The sequence below is a fragment of the Fimbriimonadia bacterium genome (genome assembly GCA_039961735.1).
Classification (GTDB): domain Bacteria; phylum Armatimonadota; class Fimbriimonadia; order Fimbriimonadales; family JABRVX01; genus JABRVX01.
The window spans coordinates 46,816-68,525 of sequence record JABRVX010000040.1; the positions used below are offsets into that span (position 1 = coordinate 46,816).

General features: G+C 62.7%; 9 protein-coding genes and 2 tRNA genes. 4 read left to right on the forward strand and 7 right to left on the reverse strand.

Annotated features, from left to right (window positions below; translation table 11 throughout):
- Positions 1-37: 37 nt before the first annotated feature.
- Together HRF45_09825 and HRF45_09830 are read right to left on the reverse strand one after the other, a co-directional pair.
- Positions 38-1,450, reverse strand: coding sequence for a sialate O-acetylesterase (locus tag HRF45_09825; GenBank protein ID MEP0766822.1), 1,413 nt, complete (start codon positions 1,448-1,450; stop codon positions 38-40).
- A gap of 159 nt (positions 1,451-1,609) precedes the next feature.
- Entirely contained in the window at positions 1,610-2,059 is a 450-nt protein-coding gene (locus HRF45_09830) for a hypothetical protein (protein ID MEP0766823.1), read from the reverse strand.
- Positions 2,060-2,478: 419 nt separating this feature from the next.
- On the opposite strand from HRF45_09830, the gene HRF45_09835 reads away from it, so the two are divergent.
- From HRF45_09835 to HRF45_09845, 3 genes are all read left to right on the forward strand, one after another.
- A tRNA-Leu gene (locus HRF45_09835) sits at positions 2,479-2,563 on the forward strand.
- Positions 2,564-2,580: 17 nt separating this feature from the next.
- Positions 2,581-2,655, forward strand: a tRNA-Val gene (locus HRF45_09840).
- A 185-nt stretch (positions 2,656-2,840) separates the two neighbouring features.
- On the forward strand, positions 2,841-5,312 hold the full coding sequence (locus HRF45_09845; protein ID MEP0766824.1) for a glycoside hydrolase family 95 protein: 2,472 nt from the start codon (positions 2,841-2,843) through the stop codon (positions 5,310-5,312).
- 159 nt (positions 5,313-5,471) lie between these two features.
- Here HRF45_09845 and HRF45_09850 read toward each other — a convergent pair whose 3' ends face one another.
- Complete coding sequence (locus HRF45_09850) at positions 5,472-5,954, reverse strand: methylated-DNA--[protein]-cysteine S-methyltransferase (protein ID MEP0766825.1); 483 nt, start codon at positions 5,952-5,954, stop codon at positions 5,472-5,474.
- Position 5,955: 1 nt separating this feature from the next.
- On the reverse strand, positions 5,956-8,445 hold the full coding sequence (locus HRF45_09855) for a DPP IV N-terminal domain-containing protein (protein MEP0766826.1): 2,490 nt from the start codon (positions 8,443-8,445) through the stop codon (positions 5,956-5,958).
- A 127-nt stretch (positions 8,446-8,572) separates the two neighbouring features.
- Here HRF45_09855 and HRF45_09860 point away from each other — a divergent pair, with 127 nt between their 5' ends.
- Positions 8,573-11,176, forward strand: a complete 2,604-nt coding sequence (locus tag HRF45_09860; GenBank protein ID MEP0766827.1) for a leucine--tRNA ligase — start codon at positions 8,573-8,575, stop codon at positions 11,174-11,176.
- A gap of 321 nt (positions 11,177-11,497) precedes the next feature.
- Here the strand turns inward: HRF45_09860 and HRF45_09865 are convergent, their stop codons facing one another.
- From HRF45_09865 to HRF45_09875, 3 genes are all read right to left on the reverse strand, one after another.
- Positions 11,498-14,899, reverse strand: a complete 3,402-nt coding sequence (locus tag HRF45_09865) for a zinc-dependent metalloprotease (GenBank protein MEP0766828.1) — start codon at positions 14,897-14,899, stop codon at positions 11,498-11,500.
- A 511-nt stretch (positions 14,900-15,410) separates the two neighbouring features.
- Positions 15,411-18,581: a UvrD-helicase domain-containing protein gene (locus HRF45_09870; GenBank protein MEP0766829.1), complete on the reverse strand. Its 3,171-nt coding sequence runs from the start codon at positions 18,579-18,581 to the stop codon at positions 15,411-15,413.
- Positions 18,565-21,612 (reverse strand): PD-(D/E)XK nuclease family protein, encoded by a 3,048-nt coding sequence (locus HRF45_09875; protein ID MEP0766830.1) that lies wholly within the window; start codon positions 21,610-21,612, stop codon positions 18,565-18,567. Before HRF45_09875 ends, HRF45_09870 begins: the two co-directional genes overlap by 17 nt.
- Positions 21,613-21,710: the final 98 nt, after the last annotated feature.

The window sequence follows — 21,710 nt, forward strand, 5'->3', positions numbered from 1 at the left end:
TGACGCAGCCACCAAGCGCCGTGGACACTGCGGGCTCCTATTTGGCGTCTCGCGTGACTGCGGGCCAGTCGTCGGTGCGAAACGGCGAGGCGGGCAGGCCATTGCCATTGACCAGATTGGGATTCGCTAAGTCGCTCCATGCATAGCGCACTGCCACAGGGTGCTCGATACCGTCGGCCCACACCACCACCTGGCTACCATCAATACGTGCGTGCGCAGGCACGAACTTGCGGTCGGCTCCAGCAATCTGAAAGTCGCTAGGCGCCTTTCCGTCCGACGTGGCGAGTCCCTTCTCAGCATAGCGAAAACTGATACGTGCTTCATGGCCTACTACTGTCATCTTCTCGAACAGCGGTCCGCTGAATGTGACGTTCTTGCCGTAGTCTTTCGCTAGGGCCCACAATGCGAGCCGGCGCCCCACCTCCTGCTTGTTGCGTGGGTGGATGTCGTTCACGTCACCGATGTCCATGGTGACAACCATACCGGTGTTGCGTAAGCGCAGCGCATGGGCCTGGGCCTCTCGAAGCTCCGCGCATGCCTCCGGCGCATTGTAGCGATAGGGCGCTATCTGCACGTAGTAGAACGGGAAATCCCCGCGACCCCAAGCTTTTCGCCAGCCTTGGACCATGGTAGGGAACAGAGTGCGGTACTGCCACGCGCGGCCTACGTTCGACTCGCCCTGATACCAGATGACTCCTCGAATGCGATAGGGGATCAGCGGGGCTATCATGCCGTTGAAGAGGTAACTCGGCTTGGCCGCGGGATGAACTCCACTGTCGTCCAGTCGAGCGAGCAGGGGCCCTAACTCCGAGCCGCGCTCGATTTCGCGCAGTGGAGTCCATGCTTCTGCAGGCGTGCCGCCCCACGACGCGTTAATCATCCCGACCGGCACCCCGAGCGCTCTGCGTAGCTCCCGCGCGAAGAAGTAGCCGACTGCGGAGAACCGGCCGACAGTCTCGGGGCCAGCAGCTTGCCATCGCCCATCGCAGTCGGTAGCGGGGATGGGTGAGCTGGCACGGACCACCGTGAACATGCGGATTCGCGGGTCGTTTGCTTCGGCAACTTCCTTCTCGGCGTTCTCCGAAGCCGACACCGGCCACTCCATGTTCGACTGGCCCGAGCACACCCACACCTCGCCGATGAGCACGTCGCCCACCTCGACGCGGTTTCTACCCTGCACGACCAATGTCAGAGGTTTCGTGGACGCCGCAAGGGGTGGCATGGTGAGAACCCAGCGCCCCGCTGAGTCCGCTGTGGTCGTACGCCTCGAGCTTCCTATCTCGACAACGACTCTTTCGCCCTTGTCGGCCCATCCCCACACGGGGAACTGGGCATCCCGTTGCAACACCATTCCGTCCGTGAACAGCTTGGGCAGTCGAACGTCAGCGGGAGCAGAGGCGGCGAGCGCGAGCACCGCAGCACAGAACGAGAGTGGCCGAGAAGGCGACATTGCAGGCACCGGTCCTTCCGTCATCGGTTGGCCCGATGCTACCCTACCTGCGGGGGCCTGCCAAAGAACGCGACGCCGCAGCACGTGCTGCGGCGTCGAAGGACAGGACAGCGTGGTGAGAAACGTTACGAGGCCGGCCTGGAGGTCACGGCTGCAGGCTTAGGCCCCCTTGCCGGTCGGCTTACCGGATGGCTTGTTGCCTGGGGCCTTCCCCACACCTCCGGCGCGCTCCCTGAGTCGCATACCCATCTGATCGAACTTCTTCTGCTGTTCTGCAGTGAGATGCTTGCGAATGGCGGCGTTGGTGTTCTGGCGGATGTTCTGCATCTGCGTGCGCTTGGCATCCGGCTGAAGGTTGGTGTTCGCCCCGACCTTCTTCATGTCGGCGATGCTCTTGGCGAGGATTGGCTTGATGGCGGTCTGCTGCTTCGCGGTGAGGTCGAGATGCTTGGTAAGCATCTGCAACCACGTGTCCGCGTCGAACTTCCGCTGGGCCATTCCGTCCGGCGGCTTCGGGCCGGGTGCTTTCTTAGCCTGGGCGAGGCCGGGGGCGGTCACGGCCAAGGCCATGGCCAGGACCGCGGCGGCAACGATCAGTCTTCGGGTCATCTTCACTCCTCCGCTTCTTCGTGGCGCCGCGCCCCCAGAAACGGGGGAATACGATGGCGGTCGAACACTCGCCCGACCGACGGATCGCGCTGCCGCGCACCTGTGGGGCACGGCGCCGGGTTTCACCCTACCCTCCTGTATACGGTCGAGGAGCGCTCTGGTTCACCCGACGCGCCCGTTCTGCGGTGTCTCTTGGCTGACTCTCCATGGAGTTGCTCTGGGCCGGGGCGTCGGGGTCGGCTGCGCGAACGTGGCTTCGCCGTCTCGGCGATGGGCTCGGACCGGCGAGGACGCCGGAACCACGAATGCGGGTGCCTGCACATCCGCATCGCCAGCAGCCCGGCCTCCGAACGGCGAATGGTTTGCCGTCCCCGGCGCTTGACACCAGATGGCTTTTCGGATACACTTCGTGATTGCCCGCGCGGGTGGCGGAACTGGTAGACGCGCATGCTTGAGGTGCATGTGAGGAGACTCGTGGGGGTTCGAGTCCCCCCTCGCGCACCATTCGGGCTTTCTAGGTCGGGCGATTAGCTCAGTGGTAGAGCGCTTCGTTCACATCGAAGAAGTCACTGGTTCGAATCCAGTATCGCCCACCATCTTCCCTCGGACGAAATTTGGCCGGTCAATGCATGCTTCGGGAACCGGCGCGACGCCACAACCAGAAAACCACGGTCTCTCGCGCCACCGGTAGCTGCGCCCCCGTAGCCGCAACGGCGCCGCCAGAAGGAAGCCACGGGCGAATGGAGAAACCATTCGCATCGCCCGCATCGGAGCCGCACACATGCTCTGTACATTCCTCGCCACAGGGGGATTGATTGCCATGGCCTCGACCATCGGCCACATCACGCAGGGAGACGAGCCGCATCCCGCTTCCACCCTGCTCTGGTACCGCACGCCCGCCGCGGTCTTCACCGAAGCCCTGCCCATCGGCAACGGACGGCTGGGCGGCATGGTGTACGGTCGCACGGCGCACGAGTTGGTTCGCTTGAACGAGGATACGGTCTGGACCGGGGGCCCCTACGACCCTCATGGAGCCGGCAAGGGCGCAGCCACGCTTCCCGAGATCCGGCGCTTGGTGTTCGAGGGCAAGGGCCGCGAGGCCGAAGAACTCTTCGAAAAGGAGATGATGTCGAAAACCTGGGAGATGGCATCCTACCAGCCTCTCGGCGATCTCGAACTATGGTTTCCGGGGCACGACACCGTAACCGACTACCGCCGTGAGCTGGATCTAGACACTGCTATCGCCACCGTCACCTATCGAGTCGGGGAAACCAGCTACCGCCGTGAGTACCTCTGCTCGCCGGTGGATCAGGTGCTGGTAGTGCGCATAACAGCGGACAAGCCTGGTGCCGTGTCCGTGGATGCAACGTTGCGCGGTCGCACCAACACGAAGTATGCAACCGACGCTGAGTTTCGTATAAGTAGCGAGAAGCCTGACACGATTATCTTGTCCGGCAAAACGGCATCGTACGCGGAGGCAGGGGGCGTCGTCTATGAAGCTCGCTTGGTGAGCAAGAGCGATGGTGGCGGCATGTCGCTCGTCCGTACATCGGAACACGACACGCTGCGAGTGCGAAATGCCGATTCGGTGACGCTACTGGTTACCGCCGCCACCAACTTCGGCACTTTCCGGGAGTGGGGGAGCGACCCCTCGACAAAGAACCGTGACACGCTGGCCGAGGCCGGTTCTCGCTCCTATGACCGCATCCGCGAGGAACATGTGGCCGCGCACCGGACGCTCTTTCGCCGTGTCACACTCGATCTGGGCGAAACGACCCACTCGGCGCTGCCTACCAACGAGAGGTTCGCCGCGTTTGCCGAAGGTCGTGACCCCGCACTGCCGGCGCTCTACTTCCAGTTCGGCCGTTACCTACTCATCTCGTCGTCTCGGCCCGGCGATCAGCCGGCCAACCTGCAGGGTTTGTGGAACGAGGACATGAACCCGGCGTGGGGCTGCAAGTACACCACGAACATCAACGCCGAGATGAACTATTGGCCGGCCGAGGTATGTAACCTGTCAGAGTGTCATGAGCCGCTATTCGACCTGATCCGCGACCTATCGATCGCGGGGGCGGAGACCGCTAAGCGCAACTGGGGTGCTTCGGGCTGGGTCCTGGGGCATAACACCGACCTGTGGCGTGCGACGGCACCGATCCACGGAGCGTACTGGGCCGCGTGGCACACTGGGGCGGCATGGCTTTGCACACACCTATGGGAGCGCTACCAGTTCTCGGGCGACGAGGCCTTCCTGGCCACGGTGTATCCGGTCATGAAAGGGGCGGCGCAGTTCTTCCTGGACACGTTGATAGAGCATCCGAAGTATGGGTGGCTCGTTACGTGCCCCAGTAGCTCGCCGGAGAACGGTCCGGGGGGCGACAAGGCCTGGAAGTGGAACCCCGATGGTACCTACGTGAAGCCCGTGGGCATCTGTGCAGGCCCGGCGGTGGACACCCAGATCCTGAGCGAGTTCCTCGCACAGTGTGCCCAGGCAGCGACCATTCTCGAGACCGATGCCGAGTTCCGAGACAAGCTCCTGGCCGCGCGAGCGAAGCTACCACCTATGCAGATCGGCAAACACGGTCAGTTGCAGGAGTGGCTCGAGGACCTGGACGACCCGAACGACAAACACCGGCACGTCTCGCACATGTGGGGCGTATGCCCAGGAGTGACCATCTCTCCCCACAAGACACCGGATCTCGCGAACGCCGCGAGGCAATCACTGAATATGAGGGGTGACGAAGGGCCAGGCTGGTCCATGGCATGGAAGATTAATCTGTGGGCCAGGCTCCTCGATGGCGAGCACGCTTATACGCTGATCCGAAAAGCACTCACGCTGTCCGAGGACTCCCTTGTCACGCCCCCACGCGGAGGCACCTATCCCAACCTATTCTGCTGCCACCCGCCCTTCCAGATTGATGGCAACCTCGGAGCTACCGCGGGAATAGCCGAGATGCTGCTTCAAAGCCACCTCGGAGAGATTCACTTGCTACCCGCCCTGCCCTCTGCTTGGTCTACCGGGTCGTTCTCCGGGCTGCGGGCGCGCGGTGGCTTCGAGGTGTCCGCACGCTGGGCGGACGGGAAGCTGGTGGAAGCCACCATCCGCTCGTCGAGAGGTGGGGTGGCGAACGTGAGGGTAGGGCAGCAAGTAGTGGTAACGCGCGACGGCCAAGCTGTCCTCGCCCGCAAGCCCGAGCCAGGCGTGATTCAGTTCGATACGATTGCCGGTGAGACGTACCTCCTCCGTGCGAAGTAGGTTTCCGGCTAGCGGACTCGTTCCGGAGGACTACTAGCCGCTTGCGGGTACCCGCCTTCCTTACCGTCATCCCGCCGCTGTGATACGAGCGGCCCCTCGAAAGCGGGCGTGTTGGGCGACGGAAGGCCCAATCCGTCGCGTGTGCTCCTAGCTGCCGCGCTAGGAGCAACGTAACTCGAAATCGAGAAGGTACCGCTTACGGTCGGTGCCGCCTGCGTACCCGGTAAGGCAGCCGCGCGTTCCCACCACCCTATGGCATGGTATGATGATGGAGATGGGATTCCTCGCGATGGCCCCCGCCACCGCCCGCACGGCATCCGGCCGGCCCAGGCACCTCGCCAGCGCACCGTAGGTGGTGGTAGTCCCGTAGGGGACATCCAGCAGCTCATGCCACACCTCGCGCTGGAACTCCGTACCTTCTAAGCAGAGCGGCAGATCGAACTCCCGCAACACCCCGTCAAAGTATGCGCGTAGCTGCTCCTCCGCTCGACGGAGAATCGGTACGTCCGATCCGAACACCCATTCGGCTGCAGCTACGGGACCGCGCCTGTGATCTTCGAAGTACACCCCCGTCAGTTCGTCACGGTTCGATAGCAGCAACAGCGGTCCTACCGGAAACGCGACCTTCCTCGCATACACCACCCTAGCCTCCGGGCGCGATGTCCCACTCGGGCGTGCTCGCAGACACCGTATACCAGGAGACGGCGCGACCGTTCACGTGGGCCTCCCACTCGTGCCCCACGTAGGAGTGTTGACGCACCTCTTGCCCGGGCGCGAGGTCGTGGTACTTTCGCAGCGACCCCGAGCCCTCCACCCAATACACCGTGACCGGTTTGTCCAGCAGGTTGCGTATCACGATGTCGCACGAGCTGTCGGCCGGGCCTTTCATCACATACTCGTGTGGCGGCTCCACACCTAACAGGTGTCGCGTGAAATAGTCCCACATGCGACGTGTCACGTAGGGTCCGAAGCCATGGCCCGCACCTGGCACGATCAGCATGTCGAAGTCCTTGTTCGCCTTGATCAGTGCATCCGCGAATCGCATGGTGGCAGCCGAAGGGTTGACGTTATCGTCCAGCTCTCCGTGCACTAACAACAGCTTGCCCTGCAGCTTCGCCGCCTGATCCACGTTGGACTGCTCCGCGTAGTGCGGACCGACCGGGTACCCCATCCAGAGCTCGTTCCACCACACCTTGTCGGTCCTATGATCGTGATTGCCGGACATGGCCACGGCCACCTTATAGAACTCGGGGTGTGCAATCAGGGCCCGCGCGGCGTTATAGCCTCCGGCGGACGACCCATAGATACCGACACGTGTCAGGTCCATGTAGGGGTACTTCTCAGCGGCCGCCTTCATCCAAAGGATGCGATCCGGGAAGCCGCTGTCACCCAAGTTCTTGTAGGCTACGTCGTGAAAGGCCTTGGAGCGGTTCGCCGTACCCATGCCATCAATCTTCACCACGATGAACCCCAGCTCCGCCAACCCTTGCATCCCACGTTGGGCGCTGAAGGATTTCGGCACGAACGAGCTCTGCGGTCCCGCATAGATGTCCTCGATCACCGGGTATTTGCGTGTCGGGTCGAAGTTGGATGGCCGAAATATGACGCCCCAGATGTCGGTCTTGCCGTCGCGTCCCTTCGCTACGAACGGTTCCGGCATCTGCCATCCGGTGGCAAGCAATGCCGAGGCGTCCGCTTTCTCCAGCACGCACACCAGGGATCCATCGGAGGTTCGGCGCAGCTCCGTGATGGGGGGCATGTCTACGCGGGAGTAGGTATCTATGTAGTACTTGCCGTCGGGAGAAAAGCGTATGGTGTGATCGCCGTTTCCCGGCGTCAGGCATAGCAGCCCCGTACCGTCGAAGTTCACACGGTAGTAGTGAAGAAGATAAGGGTCCCGGTTCGGCTCTCGTCCACTCGCCGCGAACAGGATCTGCCTTGACTGTTCGTCCACCTTATCGATTCGCCGGACTACCCACTCGCCGGATGTGACGCGCGACTTCACCTCACCGGTCTCGGCATCGAACAAGTAGATGTGGTTCCACCCGTCCCTCTGTGACGTCCACAGAATCTCGTTGGTGGCGTCCAGGTAGTGGATAAATCGTACCGGTGGGTATACGAAGGTATTGGTGGTCTCGTCTATGATGGCACGTGCTTTGCCCGTGCTCGCATCCACTTCTACCACGCGCTCGCGGCGGAATGCCCGATACGGCTGCTCGTAGGTGAAGCGCTTCCCGTCAGCCTTCCATCGCAGCACCGGCATGCCACCTGAATCGATCGGGTCGGTGTCCACCCTCACGCCTTTCTTTGTTTGCGCGTCGAACACCCACATCTCGTGCACGTCCAGCTTGTCGCCCGGCAGCGCGTAGCCGTATTGGCGCAGCTTGGGGCGGAACGAGTCGGGCGGTGTGGACTCGACAGCGTACATGGGCAGGATCTCTCCAGGTTGGGTGCGAAGCGCTACCACGTATCTCGAGTCTGGTGACCAGCGAACCTCTCCGTAGCGGTTCTCGGCCACGCCGTCGGTGGTCAGCGGTGTCTCCGGGCCGTCGGGCAGCTCGCGCAGATAGAGGTTGTGCTCGCGCACCTCCACCCGCATCTTCCCGTCCGGGGACACGTCGGGTCGCCTCGGCTGGAGCGCGCCTCGACGCGGTGGCTGCTCCCGCGCGGGCGTGCTGCGAGGCGCCTCTACGGCCCTGCACGCATAGGAACCGAGGTGGCACTTCCACCACTGCGAACCTGCCCGGAACGTCACCTCGGTGCCGTATTCCTCGGCGTAGCGCTCCAGAATGATGGAGGAGAAGGGGAGCCTCTTCGGGTCGTGCTTGGTGCCCGTGGCTTCGCTCAGAGCCGCAGCCAGCCGCGCGTGGTCGAAGGCGGGCTTGCGTTCGCCCTTCTCCGGGTCCACCAATATGAACTCGCGCTCGTCGCCGAACTGGTTGAGATACCAGAAGCGCGGCCCGTCGCCGAGCCAGTGCGGCTGCACGGAGGCCCCGCGAACCAGCCTGCCCATCTCGGGCGAGGCGAACCGCTCGGCCCGCTCGTAGGCCTCGCGCATGGCATCCTGCCCCGACACGGGAAGGTAAGCGAGAGCGAGAAGCAGTAGCCCAGCAGAAATTCTCGATACCGTCATGGCTCTTCGGTGATTCGTGGCCAGCCATGCCTTCTCCTGGATACGGCACGAGCGTCGTAGGACGCCTCTAGCCCGTCCGAGCAGCGGGGCATCATACTTAAGGGGCAATCGAGCCCGAGGAGACGGAATGGCCGAAGCAGACGAACGATACGACCCGAAGAGCATCGAACCGAAGTGGCAGTCCCGGTGGGAAGATGCCGATATCTTCCGAACCACGGAAGATCCTGGCAAGCCGAAGGCATACGGTCTCGACTTCTTTCCCTACCCCAGCGGGGCGGGAATCTCTGTGGGGCACTGTCGGAACTACATCCCGACCGACGTGTACTGCCGTCTGATGCGAATGGCAGGCCACAACGTACTGCACCCCATGGGTTGGGATGCCTTCGGCCTACCTGCCGAAAACGAAGCCATTCAGAAGCGGAGCCACCCGAAAAAGACCGTTCCGCAGTACATCGCCACCTACAAGCGGCAGATGAAGCTGATCGGCATCGGCTACGACTGGTCGCGCGAAATCAATTCCAGCGACCCGAGCTATTACAGGTGGACGCAGTGGTGCTTCAACGTGCTCTTTCGACGCGGCCTCGCGTATCGCTCGTTCGCTCCGGCAAACTGGTGCCCCTCCTGCCGCACGGTGTTAGCGAACGAAGAGGTCCAAGGCGGCTTGTGCTGGCGCTGTGGCTCGCCTGCAGAGAAGAAGCAGTTACCGCAGTGGTTCTTCAAGATAACCGACTACGCGGACCGCCTGCTATATGACCTCGACGACCTCGATTGGCCAGAAGGCATCAAGATGATGCAACGCAACTGGATCGGGCGCAGCGAGGGCGTGGAGTTCCAGATGGAGGTGGCAGGCACGGGTAAGTCGTTCCGCGCCTTTACCACACGCATTGACACGATCTTCGGTGTTACCTTCTGTGTGTTTGCACCGGAGCACCCATTGGTTGCCGAGGTGACAGCGCCCGAGTGTCGGGCGGCGGTCGAGGAGTACGTGCGACAGGCACAGCATGTAAGCGAGATGGACCGCATGGCAGCGGAGCGCGAACGCACCGGAGTGTTCACCGGCGCCTATGCAATCAACCCCGTCAATGGGGAGCACGTTCCCATCTGGGTGGCGGACTACGTGCTAATGGGCTACGGCACGGGTGCGATCATGGCGGTGCCGGGACATGACGAAAGGGATTTCGACTTCGCACGAAAGTATGGGCTGGAGATACGACGTGTCATCTGCCCGCCGGGCAAGAACCCGAATGATCCTATCACAGAGGCCGAGCCTGCCGATGGAGTGATGGTGAACTCCGGGGACTTCACCGGGCTACCATCGGACGAAGGCAAGGAGCGATTGGCAGAGTGGTTCGAGTCGCGCGGTTTGGGCGAGCGAAAGGTGAACTATCGCCTTCGGGACTGGTTGATCTCTCGCCAGCGTTATTGGGGTGCGCCTATCCCCATCGTTCACTGCACTTCTTGCGGCGAGGTGGCCGTGCCAGACGAGCAGCTGCCCGTGCTACTACCCGATGTCGAGAACTACGAGCCCTCGGGAACTGGCGAGTCCCCACTGGCAGCGATTCCGGAGTTCGTGGACACGTCCTGTCCTCGATGCGGAAGGGGTGCGAAGAGGGAAACGGACACCATGGGTGGTTTCGCCTGCTCCAGTTGGTATTTCCTGCGGTTCGCGGATCCACACAATCAGGAAAGAGCGTGGGACCCCGAAAAGGTAGCTTACTGGCTCCCCGTGGATTGTTACGTGGGTGGCGCCGAACACGCCGTCATGCACCTGCTGTATGCGCGATTCTGGACCAAGGTGTTCTACGACGCAGGTCTGGTGCCGTTCCAGGAGCCTTTCGAGCGACTCGTCAATCAAGGCATGGTTCTCGCGCAGACCCCTTATCGCCGTCCGCGCGAGGGCGAGCGCCTGCGAGTGGGCGAAGAAGGCATCTTGATCTCGCGCCCCGAGGCCGAGAGGCTTCCCTCCGATCAGGTGATCTGGAAGTGGGAGAAGATGTCTAAGTCGAAAGGCAACGTGGTGACTCCGGAGGAAGTCGTAGACGAGTACGGCGCAGACGCCTTGCGTGTCTACGAGCTGTTCGTCGCCCCGTTCGACATGAACGTGCAGTGGTCCACCGAAGGGATCGTCGGTGCTAACAGGTTCCTCGGCCGGGTCTGGCGGCTGTTCTGGCAGGCTCGCCCGCTCTTCATCCGTGAGTGGCGTGATCTGCTGGGAGACGAGTTCGACGATCGCTCCAGAGAGTTGCGACGGAAGACACACACTACCATCAAGCGCGTGTGCGACGATATCCGGGACTTTCGGTTCAACACGGCAGTCGCGGCGATGATGGAGTGGCTGAACGCCATCGCAGACTTCGTTCAGGTGGGCACCCCAGAGAGACAGCACCGAGTTGCGCTCAGCGAGGCGGTGGAGGCCTTCATGCGCCTGCTCTCACCCATCGCACCACACATCGCGGACGAGCTGTGGGAGCGGTATGGCTTTACGGGCTTTCTCTTTCTCGACCAACTGCCTGTCTATGATGAGGCCGTGGCAGCCGCGGACGAGGTGACCATCGCCGTGCAAGTGAACGGTAAGCTGCGCGCGACGCTCTCGGCGCCTGCATCGGCATCGAACTCAGACCTCGAGCAGCTCGCGCTCGGTCATCCCAAGGTGACACCCCACCTAGCCGGCGTCACCGTTCGCAAAGTGATCGTCGTCCCCGGCAGACTGGTCAACATCGTGGCAAACTAGCTCCCTCCCTCTCCCTTCCCAAGGCAGAGGACCGAGGCGAGGGTTCACATGCCTGGTTCATCATCCGAGCAACGACATTCTACTGTCATGCTGAGGCCGCCGACGCATGCAACCGCATGCCGCACCTTGTCACGTTCAGATGTCACGTGCGCGGCTCCCGGACGCATGCTTCGACAGGCTCAGCATGACGAACCGGCTCAGCGTTCCTTGTCACTGTTCTGGTCAGCCCCGTGCAAGTAATGGCGGACATCGCCCGAGGGGTAACGGTTGCAGTTATGCCCCACCACCGCGAGTGGTGGGGCATAACGATCCTACCGGGTACTACCGCCTGTCGGAGGAGCTACCGCCCAGCAGCTGCTCCAGCAGGCTCGGGGTGCGAGACGGTGCGGGAAGACCAATCACCTGCTGAGCGTTCAATGCGCGGTCAATGCGCATACGACACTCTGCTAGGTGGATCGGTGCGTATTCGCCCTTCGCGGTCTTCTCGGCTGCCGAGATACGCTCACGCAGAGCGCGAAGGTGGTGACCCGCCAGAAGCCTGGCGTCCGGAGGCGCCGTGCCCCCGCTGTCCAGGAACAGGTCGAGCAGTATGTCGAGGTGAGTGCGCTGCAGCTGCCGTCGTAGAGGCGCGATCTCGCTGCCGGAGCCTAACTCCGACCATACCTTCGCGGTCACGCTTTGGAACAGGGTCGCCATCGTCAGCACATCCGAGCCACCACCCACTTTGAACTCTGTGTTAGCGATGCGGCGCAGCGTGTTCGTGCCGAAGATCCGGCGTAGCGCAGAGCTCTGGATACTCGCGAAGCGGTCGCGAATCGGGTAGTCGTCCGAACCGCTCATGAACGAGCTGAGGAGGTCGGCGTTCGGATTCGGCGCGAAGCGAGTGTAGTAATGCTTGGGAAAGGCGAATGCGTTCTCAGCGAACACATAGGTGTTCAGCAGATCCAATGCCTGCTTCTGCAAGGCTCCCGGCACCGGCGCGATGGTCGGCTGCTCGCCCGGGTCGCCGCGGAAGTTGTTGTTTCGAGACAACCCGCCGATGTAGCGAGATGCTCCCGCCGCTGCCTGCGCATAAGTACCTAGCAGGAAGCTGAAGTCGCGAGTAAACTCATAGAAGCTCTGACCCTTCTTCGGCGAGCGCTTGTCCAGATTGAAGAGCATGTAGCGGGACACCTGCATCATGCGAGCGTAGTAGTCGAGCGGCTCCTTGCCCAGATCGAACCTGCCGACTCTGGGGTCAATGTTGTCCGCTGCTTCGTCCGACTGGTACGCGTGTCCGGGTGCATTGCACTGCGAGGCGATACGCTGCAACTGCGGCTTTTCTGCCTCCGGCGTCTTCGCGCCGAAGTCCGTGTATCCGTAGACGATAGCCCACTCGTCATAGGTACCGGGCCACCAGTGCCAGTATGGGGTATTCGGCTGCTTTAGCGCGGAGACGTTGAACGGGATGTAGTCCATGATGGAGGCCGACGTGCCGTACCGTGACACCGTACCCGCATCCTTCAACTGCTCCAGGGTCAGCTCGGTGCTGCCTGCGAAGTTATGGCGTAGACCCAGGATGTGACCCATCTCGTGGCACACGGTGGAGGCGATGACCGCCTTGATGTACTCCTGCTCGTCTACAGCAGGGTTGAACAGCGACAGCATGTTGAGAGCCATCAAGCCGAAGCGGGCCTGCTTCATCATCTGCTGACCCATGCTGCACCGGAAGGGTCCATGGGCATCGAGGTGGTCGCCATGGTTGTCCTCGAAGTAGTTCGCAGGCTCGACGATGCGCTCACGCTCCACGTTCATGAACCGTGTCATGTTCGCATCCACGGTGATGTTCGCGTTGAGGATCTCTCCCGTGATAGGGTTCACACGGAACAGAGCAACTGCGTATCCTGCATCTGGCGAAGCCACCCACCGGATCGTGTTGTATCGCATGTCCGCGTGGTCACGGTCCGCGTCGTCCGGCATCTGGTGCACGACGATAGCGTCCTTGAAGCCTGCCTTCTCGAAGGCCCGGTTCCATGAGAGAATGCCGTCACGCACCGCGTCGCGATACTCGAGCGGGATGGCATTGTCCAACCAGAACTCGATGGGCTTCTTCGGGGGCGATAGCGGCGCGCCCGGGTCCTGCTTCTCCAGCCGCCACCGGAAGATGAGGTTTACCTGCTGGTCCAGCTGTCGATCCTTGGTGAAATCCTGATAGCTGGTGTAGAAGTAACCGACGCGCGGGTCGAAGAGCCGCGGCACGTAGCCGCTGTCCGGCAGCATGAACAGGTTGTAGTTCACCTTGAACGGGATGCTGCGTGGATCGGCCAAGGTGGAGCTGGAGAGCAGCGAAGCAAGTCCGCCCCCACCACTACCACTCCTGGTGAAGTGGTACATGGTTTCCACGTACAGGTTGTCCGGGAAGTTCTTCAGCGTAGCGATGTACGTCTTGTCACGATCCATCGAGTACCCGCCACCGCCACCGCCGAGACCCGGTATGGACAATCCACCGCCGGAAAAGAGCTGGCTGATGCCTGCGATGTCACCTCGGAATAGGTCGCTGACGTTGATCAGCACGCTCTTTCGGTCTTCCTGCTTGGCCTCGATCTTGTACGCCTCGAGATATGCATCGGCAAACGAGCGCTTGACAGCTTTCGCAATGGGAGAACTCTCATCCGCTCGAAAGGCGATGTTCGGCGTAAGCAGCACGATGCGGTCTTCGTCCATGCGGACGAACTTGAAGATCAGGTCGTTGATCGGGTCGCCTGCAACCACCTGGTCAGCAGTTCCCGTGCTCGCAGTGGCCTGCAGCATCACCAGCTTGTCTAGCTGGTCCTCGCGAATTTCCATATACAGCGTGGTTCGCCCCGCCTCGCGCTTGCGGTACAGGGGGAAGAGACCGTCCAGCTTCTCATAGTCCTTTACGGTCTCGTCTATGTTCTTTTCCTTCTTGGGCTCCGAGGTGGTCTTGCCTTCGTCGGCCGCGAGCGGGCTTCCGCTCGTCCGCTCCGTGCGGCCCTTCACGGTGGCAAGTGCACCTTCGGGGGCGTCCCCGAAGCGGATGTTCTGTGCCTCGAACTCTCCTACCACGGCATCGCCCGACGACTTCTCGACCCAAAACGTGTTAGTGGCAGTGATGGCAGGAGAGCTGGACGTCTCGCGATACACCATTTTGATCTTGACCGTTTCCACTCCCTGCACGGTCTCGAATCCCAGCACCTCGAACTCCGCAATCGCAGCTTCTTGACCGGTGGCAGCGTCCGCCTTGAACTCGTGCGTCCACTTGTCGCCTACACCCACCGGTTTATCCGGGAAGACCGGGTTGCCTGCGGCGAAGAGCCGAACGGCGAACTTGGCCTCTTCGCCTTCGTCCTTGGCAGCCTTATAGCTCACCAGTGTGCCGTTCGGGCGGACAATGACGGTGTCCGCTTCGTCATCCCTGTCTTCGTCCGGCATGGTCTGGCCCATCATCTTGATCTCGCGGGACTCGACCGTGCGTTCCATGGTGATCTCGCCGTTCGGAGCGACCTTGGTGAACTTGACTTTCTGGACCTGCGTGCTTTCGATGCTGAGCTTCTGCCCAGCGACCTCCAGCTCGATGGTCATCTTGGTGGAATAGCGTGCCTCGCGCCCTTCGTCGGCCTTGACGGCCAGCGTTACCTTGTCCTGGCCATAGCCGAGGAGCGCAAACAGCATGAAGATGGCAGCGGCCACGATGCCGAGCCTACTACCGAGCAAAACTCTCATTCACGTACCCCCTACGCTTGTGCGTGTCTGCCTACCCTTCAGCCTGCGACCCGTTCCGGTACGTCGGTCTCGCGACTGCGCGAACCGCGACATCGAACCGGTTACGCGTGCCGAAGCGTACCCGCTTCCAGAACGCGTGCGCCGTGCGAGTGGGACGTACCGCAGGCCACCGAGGTGTTACGAGGGACGAAGGAGGGAAGATGCATGCCGCCTAGGTCTCGACAAGGTGATCATATCCCGGCGCGGCACTCGGGTCCACGGTTTGCGTTCGGTGTCTGTATGTCGGCGGACGCGGGCCAGGGCATGGAGGTTGTGACCGACGGAAGGTGCACCGAGGCGCGGTCGGTCGCGCTGGCCTCGGGCCCTGCCATCACTGCGTCTCAGGGCGCACTTCTGGATTCCCGCCTTCGCGGGAATGACGGCTTAGGGCCCTCACTGTGCAACTGATTGTCATTCCCGCGAAGGCGGGAACCCAGTCCCTTGGCGTACGGCCTCCGCGAGTGACATGGAGTCACGAATCGTCTGCCTGCAGCGGCACTTGGACGTACTGCCGTGTCTTGGTCAGGTACAGCCCGCCTTCTATGACCTCTTCACCGACAATCTGGCGCCAGCCTGCCGCGTACGCCCGAATCTGCGGCCCGTACTTTTCCACTAGTGCCCCGGGTCCCGTCGCGGGGACGGCATCGGTCTTGTAGTCGGCCACCACCCAGCCCTCGTCCTCCCGGAATACGAGGTCAATCACGCCTCGCACGATGCGAGGCATCGGTTCCTCGCTCTCCAGATAAGAGAACGGAAACTCGAGGTAGCAGGATGACGCTGCCCTCGCGCGCTGGATCAGGTCCGACTGCAACGCCGCGCTCACGGTCTCCACTGCCTCGTCCAACCCATCGAGGGAGAGATCTTCCTCGACCAGTGCCTCCGTCGCCGCGATACGAAGGTCCAGTGCAGGCTCACCCAGCGCACGCTCCAGCAGCCGGTGAATAGCAGAGCCCCATCGCATCCCGGTGTCGTCACCCGACGGAGGGAGCCACACCGCCCCCACCGCTTGCTGCTTGGCGGCAACACTCTCGTAGCTCGGCTTGACCGCCTGCTCGCAACGTTCTCGTATGCGCCCCGCCGCCTCGGCAGGCTCGTGGACGCCGACCCGCCGCATCTCGGCATCCGAGTCGACATACACCGGTTGCCGCTCCGCCATCTCCGGAAGACCCTCGCTCGCCTCATGGATCGCGCTCCAAAGCGAGCTCTTGGAGAAGCCCTTTTGCGTGCGTTCCGCCGCGATGAATAGCTTGGACCTCGCCCGCGTGGCGGCCACATAGCGAAGTCGCGTGCGCTCGGCTTGCAGGAACGCGTGTTCCCGCTCCGCGTACTGCGGCCAGCCCGACGGGTGGGCCAACGTTTGGTTCTGGGATCTACGTTCCTCGGTGACCACGATGTACCCTCGTGGCTCGACGTCGGTTCGGTCGATGTGCACATCAGCCGGGTGGTCACGAGCCCCACCCGTACCGGCGAGGAACACCTGCTCGGCCTCCAGTCCCTTCGCCTGGTGCAGGTTCATCACACGCGCGGGCGGTTGCGCTGGATGCACGGCGGCAACGGCATCCTGTTCGTCCTCGCCCTCTGCTAGCCGGCGCAGTCGCTCCGCGGTGGCAAGCAGCGTCCAATCTTGCGTGACACCGCTGCGAACCAGCGCCAGCGCCTTGCCGATGCTCCCCGCACGGCGACTTCCGTCTTCGTCGTTTGCTGCGAGTGCCCACACGCCGCAATCCTCCAAAGCCTTCTCCAGCGCAACGGCAGGGGGATAGCGGGATGCCCAGTCCGCATATTGGTTTAGTCGCTCGAAGCACGCCTTCACGAACTCGGTCTTTCCGGGCTTTCCAAACAAGAACTCCCCTCCTGCTCGCGCGTGCTCGAACAGATCGGGATCGGACAGCCCGAAGGCCTCACCACGGAGCACGGCCAGAGTGGCGAGCGGGTTGTCCGGCTCGGCGAGGGCCCACGCCAGATCCGAAAGCAGCCTCACCTGAGGAACGGCCCGAAGCGCAGCGCCACCCGTGACCTCGTTCGGCACCCCCGCGGCACGGAGCGCGGCGGAGTAGAGAGAGATATGTTTCTTGTCCGGCGTGATCAGCAGAAAGTCGCACGCCGCGGCCCGGTCACCGCCAATCTCGCTTGCCACGTAGTTGGCGATGCGGTCCGTGTGCTCGGCGACGTCAGCCTTTCTCCCGTCTTTCCTGATCTCGACCGAGAACACAGCGGGCTCGCCATCGGGGTCTCCCATGCTTTCCATCCGCGTGTAAACGGGCGAAGTGGAACTGTCGTGCGCCTCGAACTGCGGGCGGAACGTCGCGTTGACCCAGTCCACGATTTCGGGCGAGCTGCGGAAGTTGGCACGGAGCGTTACTACTTCGCCCCCACCGGCTACTATCAGCTTCTTCACCTGCTCATAGGTGGTGATGTCGGCGCGACGGAATCGGTAGATGGACTGCTTCGGATCGCCTACTACGAATAGCGAGCCGGGAACGGGCCGACAGTGACGCCACTCCTGCTGCGCGGGGTCGTCTGCTGTTAGCAGCATCATCACCTCGGCCTGGATCGGATCGGTGTCCTGAAACTCGTCAACCAATAGGTGCGTGAACCGCTTGCGGAAGTACCGGCGGATATGCGGCTTGTCACGTAACAGGGAGGCGGCGCGCAGTAGTAGATCCTGGAAGTTCAGCACGCAGCGCTCGCGTCGGAGCCGGTCGTACTCCTCCTTCGCCCCATGAAGAGTTTTGATACACACGGGATAGCGGTGTGCGCGCCACCGCTCGAGCGCTGGCAGAGCAATCGTCTGTTGGAACTCCTGATACCTAGCACCTTCCGCCTTCGCCACCTCTTTGCCGTGCGGCCAGTCTTTTTGTGTGGGTGTTCGGCCCGATTCGAAGCGTTCCAACACGAACATCAGGTCTGCCGGGTTCGTTAGGTCGCGGGAGCGCAACATGCGTGGGACCGTCCGGTAGAGATGCACCAAGTCATCACCGGACGGACTCGGCGGGAAGTTCGCCGCAATCGTCTGCATGTGCCGCGCATAGTCGGAGAGAGCAGCAGCCACTTCCGACAGATCACCTAACTCCACACTCTCCGCGGGCCAGCTCGTCACGTCCGGGTAGGTGGCGAAGCGACGGAAGGTAGACCGGAGCCCCCCCATCGTCAGACCTACCGCACTCAGCTCTGCTAGCAGCGGGTCATCAGTCGCGTGCAGCCGCTCGGCATACGCCCGCCAGGCCTCCATCTGAAGCTCTTCGTCCTCGTCCGGTTCGATTTCGCGGAAGGCAGGGTCCACCTGTGCCTCGACGGGCCGCTCGCGTAGCAGACGAGCACAAAAAGCGTGAATCGTGCCAATAAAACAGGCATCCAGGCCAGCAAGCGCGGCGGAGAGCCGATCTGCCTCGCTGTCAGTCGCCTCCCTGGATGCCCGATACAGCTCTAGCCGAAAACGGTCGCGTAGCTCAGCAGCGGCTTTGCGAGTGAACGTGACTGCACACAGCGTCTCGATGGGGCACTCCCCCGCTCGCAGTAGCGTCACCATGCGTCGAACCATGGAGCGCGTTTTTCCCGTGCCTGCCGAGGCCTCCACCAAAAGGCACCGATCCAACACCTGCTCGATGCGGTCGCGTTCTAGTTGATCACGAGGTGGCTTCATTCACACCTCTCAATCGTCGCATCGGTGCGAGGACATGGTTCTCGGGATTGAGTAGTTTCCTCGCTGAGCGCTCGACCACGGCTTCGTGGTCTCCACACACCCTCTGATAGTCGCAGTACTCGCAATCGTCGTGGTCGTTCGTAGCAGGGAAGGCGCCGGAAGCAGCCAGCCTGCATAGTTCCACGATCTGTTCGCTGTACGACAGTAGGTCTTCCGCGGGCCACACGTAACGCACGTCGTCTCCGCGTCCGGAGGGGAAAAGATAGGCGAAGGACACCGGTCTCTGTCCTAGCACGCCCTCCGCCAAGTGCACGTACACCAACGGCTGCTGAATCCTGCCTTGCTCATACGTCTTCCGGTCACGGAAACGCCTATCACTGCCCGTCTTGTAGTCCAGCAGCAGGTAGCCATCGCCCGTCCGGTCTATCCGGTCGATCCGCCCGACGAGACGCAGCGTACGGCCCTGTATGGGTGCCGACACGGGCTCGCGCCGATCCACTCCACTCGCCGGAGCGTTCAGCGGGAGCCCCACGGATACCTCCACGTACACGGGCTCCGAGTCCCGTTCCATCTCCTCTTGCAGGAAGGCCTCGCAGACCGTCTCCATGCGCCGCCGTTGTTCCACCACTGCTGCTTCCGATGGCGGAGGCCACTCCTCGCGCTGATGGGCGATTCGCTCGTCCAGTATCTCGCGAAGGCGGCCACGCGCCTCCTCCAGTGTCTCCGGCGGTCCGCCAATCCGCTCGCGCACGAAGGTCGCGAACACCTCGTGCATCAGGCTCCCGAACTGCAGGGCATCGAGCCACTCGTCGGGGTCCGGCTCCGCATCGGGAGGTTTGGCCCGCAAGACGCGGCGGAAGAAGTAGCGTAAAGGGCAAGCCGCCAGAGTCTCGAGGGCACCGGAAGACATGGTAGGTCCTTCCGCGGCCAGCGGGTCTAGAACGGGCGGCGGGTTGGGGATGCACCCGTCGTAAGGCGTAAAGTCCGGGCTCTCACGGGCAGTTCGCGCCTCGAGTCCGAACTCGAGGTTCGGGTGTGCAGCACACAGCGCTTCGGTGGCCTCGGTAGGGTCGGGGGTGGCACAACAACGCCAGAGCCACCACTCGCTCATGCTGCAGCAACGGCCCTCGTCGTCCGGAGCAAAGCCCACACGAGGCCCGAGTTTCTCCATCACCACGCGCATTTCCGCATCGCGAGGGCCGCGGACGAGTCGGTAAGCATCCAGGAACACCGACGAGGGGAATTGCTCTCGCCCGTCCTCCAGCGACATACTGCTAAACGCGAGCGTCACGCGCCCGCGCAGCCGCGCAGCCAGGCGCTGGAACTCCGCAAGCCTCAGGCGAACTCTCTGCGCCGCCGTAGACATATGTTCGGACAGCGCCTGCTTCTCTGCGTCGAGCAGCAGGGGGTCTTGATAGAGCCGTCCAGGGAAGCGGCTCTCGTCCAACCCCAAGATGATCGTGTTCGTCCGGCCGGAGTGGCCGCCAGACGATAGCGGTGCGCAATGCACCCGTCCCGGCCTCGGCCCCTCGCCCTTGATCCGCGAGTTTTCCGGCAGAGCGTCCAACCAAGCCCACACGTCGAACAGCGTACTTGCAGAGCCTATCGCTGTCAGTGTCATCTGCAGGCTTCGTATGTCCCCCTTCATTCGCTCTCGCGCGTAGTTGTCCAACTCGTTGCGGTATGCACACACCTCGGTCAGGAAACTCTGTGCACATTCCAGCACCTGCTCCGTCGCCGCGCCAGGTGGCGGAGTCACAGCCAGCAATCGCTCTACTGCTGCCTCCGCAGCTTCCCAGTCGTTCGGACGCCATGAGGGGACTCGAGGGCCCCGTTCCTCGTCCTCTACCTCCGCTTCGCCCTCGAACGAGCGTAGCCCGAGCGACCGCCGGAACTTCGCCATCCTGGGTCGGTATCGGTCGATTCCGCGCAGGATGGTCGCCTCGGAGAAAGCTTTTGCTGCGGCGTGTGGGGTCGTTCCATCGTCCAGCCGGAGAAGTCCCTCTCGCAGCATCGCGGTTACGGTGCGCTGAGGATGCCCTTCGCGCACCCAACTCGCCCATGCGCGAAGCGCCCGACCCGGCCTGGCGTACTGGCAAGGGATGCCCTCGTCGAAGGTTGCTGGCAACTCGCTGGTGCCCTCTGGTTGCATCCGCCAGAAGACCTCGATGAGCAACGGCAGGTAGGGGTCGGAGGTGGAATACAGGATCTCCGTGGTGTCCAGCGGGCCGTCGGTGAAAGCTCGGCGTACGGCCTCTCGCACTTCTACTTCCTCACCCATGGCGTGGAAGAACCGCACGCTGTCATCGCCTGCGGAACGCGGCGCGCTCATCGGCTCGGCAAGATACCGAAGCAATTCCAGATCCTGGTATGGCGAGCCCAGGGGGCCTGGGCCGTCCACATCCAGCGCGTGCACCCGGTGAGCGGGAATCGCCTCGAGCAGTTCGCGCTCCAGACGGCCGAGCCGCTCGCTGAAGTCGGCGGGAACGAGCACGGTGACACGGTCCGGGAAAGCAGCGGGAAGTGCGGCGCGGGCGGCCCTCAGCAGGTCGGCATGGTCGGCCAAGCCTGCCCCGTGTAGCTCGCGCACGTATGCATCGAGAAGCGCTCGCAGCTCGGTGCCCTTGGTCGGCACTTCGAAGGCAGGCTCACCCAACTCGCCCGGATCCACACCCGCTACTCGAAGCGTCCGCACTGTCTCGTAAGCCCGCTCGAAGAGCCCGAAACCGGGATCCAACGAGGTCAGGTAACCGTTCGGAGGAAGGTTTGCCCAAGCGCGCTCGACCAGCATGGGCCCGGCCTCGTACGGGAGCAGCGTCAGGCCCGAGGTTTGCCCCCCGAGTATGTCGCGAGCCAGGCCGTACACGGTTCGCACCCGCATATTCGCCACAGGGACGCCGGTAAGCACCGTGGCGTCCACCCACTGCCATCCGATGCGGCTGCGCGGGGCGAGCAGCAGCTTCTCTTCCAGCAAGTGGTCGGCGCAGTAGGAAGCGAGCGATGAGACGAATGCGTTTGCAGTGGTAAGCATGATGCGATCCTGCCGCCGATCGTTTCTCTCCTCGGCTGCCCACCCCTGCTGAGGCCTGCCGCGGCGTGACGAGGCCCCTCACCACTGCGAGTGACAGG

What these genes read in the sequence shown, in the direction of transcription:
- HRF45_09825 (MEP0766822.1), bottom strand. Translation starts at nt 1,450, where the DNA reads ATGTCGCCTTCTCGGCCACTCTCGTTCTGTGCTGCGGTGCTCGCGCTC.
- HRF45_09830 (MEP0766823.1), bottom strand. Translation starts at nt 2,059, where the DNA reads ATGACCCGAAGACTGATCGTTGCCGCCGCGGTCCTGGCCATGGCCTTG.
- HRF45_09845 (MEP0766824.1), top strand. Translation starts at nt 2,841, where the DNA reads ATGCTCTGTACATTCCTCGCCACAGGGGGATTGATTGCCATGGCCTCG.
- HRF45_09855 (MEP0766826.1), bottom strand. Translation starts at nt 8,445, where the DNA reads ATGACGGTATCGAGAATTTCTGCTGGGCTACTGCTTCTCGCTCTCGCT.
- HRF45_09860 (MEP0766827.1), top strand. Translation starts at nt 8,573, where the DNA reads ATGGCCGAAGCAGACGAACGATACGACCCGAAGAGCATCGAACCGAAG.
- HRF45_09865 (MEP0766828.1), bottom strand. Translation starts at nt 14,899, where the DNA reads ATGAGAGTTTTGCTCGGTAGTAGGCTCGGCATCGTGGCCGCTGCCATC.
- HRF45_09870 (MEP0766829.1), bottom strand. Translation starts at nt 18,581, where the DNA reads ATGAAGCCACCTCGTGATCAACTAGAACGCGACCGCATCGAGCAGGTG.
- HRF45_09875 (MEP0766830.1), bottom strand. Translation starts at nt 21,612, where the DNA reads ATGCTTACCACTGCAAACGCATTCGTCTCATCGCTCGCTTCCTACTGC.